Below are 2,092 nucleotides of genomic sequence, written 5' to 3'. Positions count from 1 at the left end.
CCGGTGATCTGGTCGAGGGCGCCGTTGGCCTCGTCGGCCTGGGTCACCACCCGCAGGCTCTGGTTGCGGCCCTGGGCCATGGCGCTGACGGCGCGGGCGCTCTGCTCCTGGAGGCTGTTGATCATGCCCTGGATCTCGGCGGTGGAGGCGGCGGAGCGGCTGGCGAGGTTGCGCACCTCGTCGGCCACCACGGCGAAGCCACGGCCTTGCTCGCCGGCGCGGGCGGCCTCGATGGCGGCGTTGAGGGCCAGCAGGTTGGTCTGCTCCGAGATGCTGCGGATGGTGTCGAGGATGCTGCCGATGGAGTCGGTCTGGCTCGCCAGGGACTCGATGACCCCGGCGACCTGTTCGATTTCACCGGAGAGGCCGACGATGCCGTGACGGGCCTGGGCGACGACCTGGGCCCCCGCATCGGCCTGCTCGTTGGCCTGCTTGGCGACGTCGGCGGCGAGAGACGCATTGCCGGCGATCTCGGTGACGGTGGCCCCCATCTCGTGGATGGCGGTGGCGACCTGGACGGTGCGATCCCGTTGGGCGGTGCAGTTATGCTGGGTGAGCTGGGCCTTGGCAGCCACTTCGCTGGCGGTGGCGGCTACCTGGCGGGAGTTGCTCGCCACCTGCACGATGGCCCCGTGGATCCGGGTCACGAACTGGTTGAAGCTGTGGGCAATCTCGGCCAGCTCGTCCTTGCCGGTGAGACTGGCGCGGCTGTCGAGGGCGAGGTGGCGGGCCACTTCGCCAATATGGGATTGCAGGAAGGAGACCCGGCGGCGCAGCCCGATGAGGATGAGGGTCGAGACGAGCAGCGAGATGGCGATGGCGATGACGATGATGGCGATCATCTGGGTACGACCGCTGTCATAGCTGTTTTCGCTCAGGTCGTTGCGATGCTGGGCCTGACCTATCAACCCGTCGAGCAGCTCATTGGCGCCCTTGCGCATGACCCCGTAGCTCTGGCTGTAGCGATCCCGGTAGATGGCGCGTGCCTCGTCCATCTTGTTGTCAGAGAGCGCCTGCAACATGGGAGTCAGCTCCTCCCGCTCCACCCGGGTGAATTGATCGAGCAGGGTCTGGGCCTTGGCCCGGGCGTCCGGATCGACCTGAGCCTTGACGGCCTGCTCCATGGCCTGGCGCATCTCGGGAATGTCTTCCTCGCGGGTCTCCTTGACCCGGGTCAGCACCCCCTTTTCGTCGCGCAGGGAGGTGTCTTGCAACAGCATCATGTCGATGCCGACGCGCATGCGCGGGATGCGGGAGGCCACTTCCGCCATGGCCCGCATGGGGGTGGCAGTATTCTGGAACAGCTCTTCGGCCTGCTGCCTGATGTTGTCCATGCTGCGCAGACTGGCGGCGCCAACCAGCAGCAGGGCGAGACAGGGCACGGTGACGGCCAGGATCAGTTGGGTTTTGATGGTGAGGTTGCCTGCCAGCATGTTGACTCCTTGGTGTGTTGCTGTGTCGCTACTGTAGCGGCTTGTCATGACGGTTCGCCGTCATGGGGGTCGGTATTCCCTGTCGACCCGGTGAAAAAAGGGCGCCGCAGCGCCCTTTCATCTTATAACCGGAAGTTGCCGACCAGCTTGTCGAGCTCGCCGGAGAGCTGTTGCAGGCTGCGGCTGGACTCGGTCAACTGGTGGGCGATGTCGGCGGTCTCCATGGTGAGCTGGTTGATGTCCTCCACGTTGCGGTTGATCTCCCCGACCACGCTGGACTGCTCTTCGGTGGCGGTGGCGACCTGGATGTTCATGTCGCTGATCTGGGTTATGTGCCCGGTGATCTGGTCGAGGGCGCCGTTGGCCTCGTCGGCCTGGGTCACCACCCGCAGGCTCTGGTTGCGGCCCTGGGCCATGGCGCTGACGGCGCGGGCGCTCTGCTCCTGGAGGCTGTTGATCATGCCCTGGATCTCGGCGGTGGAGGCGGCGGAGCGGCTGGCGAGGTTGCGCACCTCGTCGGCCACCACGGCGAAGCCACGGCCTTGCTCGCCGGCGCGGGCGGCCTCGATGGCGGCGTTGAGGGCCAGCAGGTTGGTCTGCTCCGAGATGCTGCGGATGGTGTCGAGGATGCTGCCGATGGAGTCGGTCTGGCTCGCCAG

At 66.5% G+C, this 2,092-nt stretch carries 2 protein-coding genes; both read right to left on the bottom strand.

The features are described 5' to 3' along the window. The coding region (locus AB5Y89_RS18360; protein WP_368224252.1) for a methyl-accepting chemotaxis protein at positions 1–1,433 on the bottom strand (1,433 nt) is incomplete at its 3' end. Positions 1,434–1,555: 122 nt separating this feature from the next. After that, a partial coding sequence (locus AB5Y89_RS18355; RefSeq protein ID WP_368224251.1) for a methyl-accepting chemotaxis protein occupies positions 1,556–2,092 on the bottom strand: 537 nt, incomplete at its 5' end.

Source organism: Aeromonas sp. s4, assembly GCF_040907855.1.
GTDB classification, from domain to species: domain Bacteria; phylum Pseudomonadota; class Gammaproteobacteria; order Enterobacterales; family Aeromonadaceae; genus Aeromonas; species Aeromonas caviae.
Note: the sequence above shows the minus strand (reverse complement) of the source record. Positions and strands in the feature narration are given on the sequence as shown.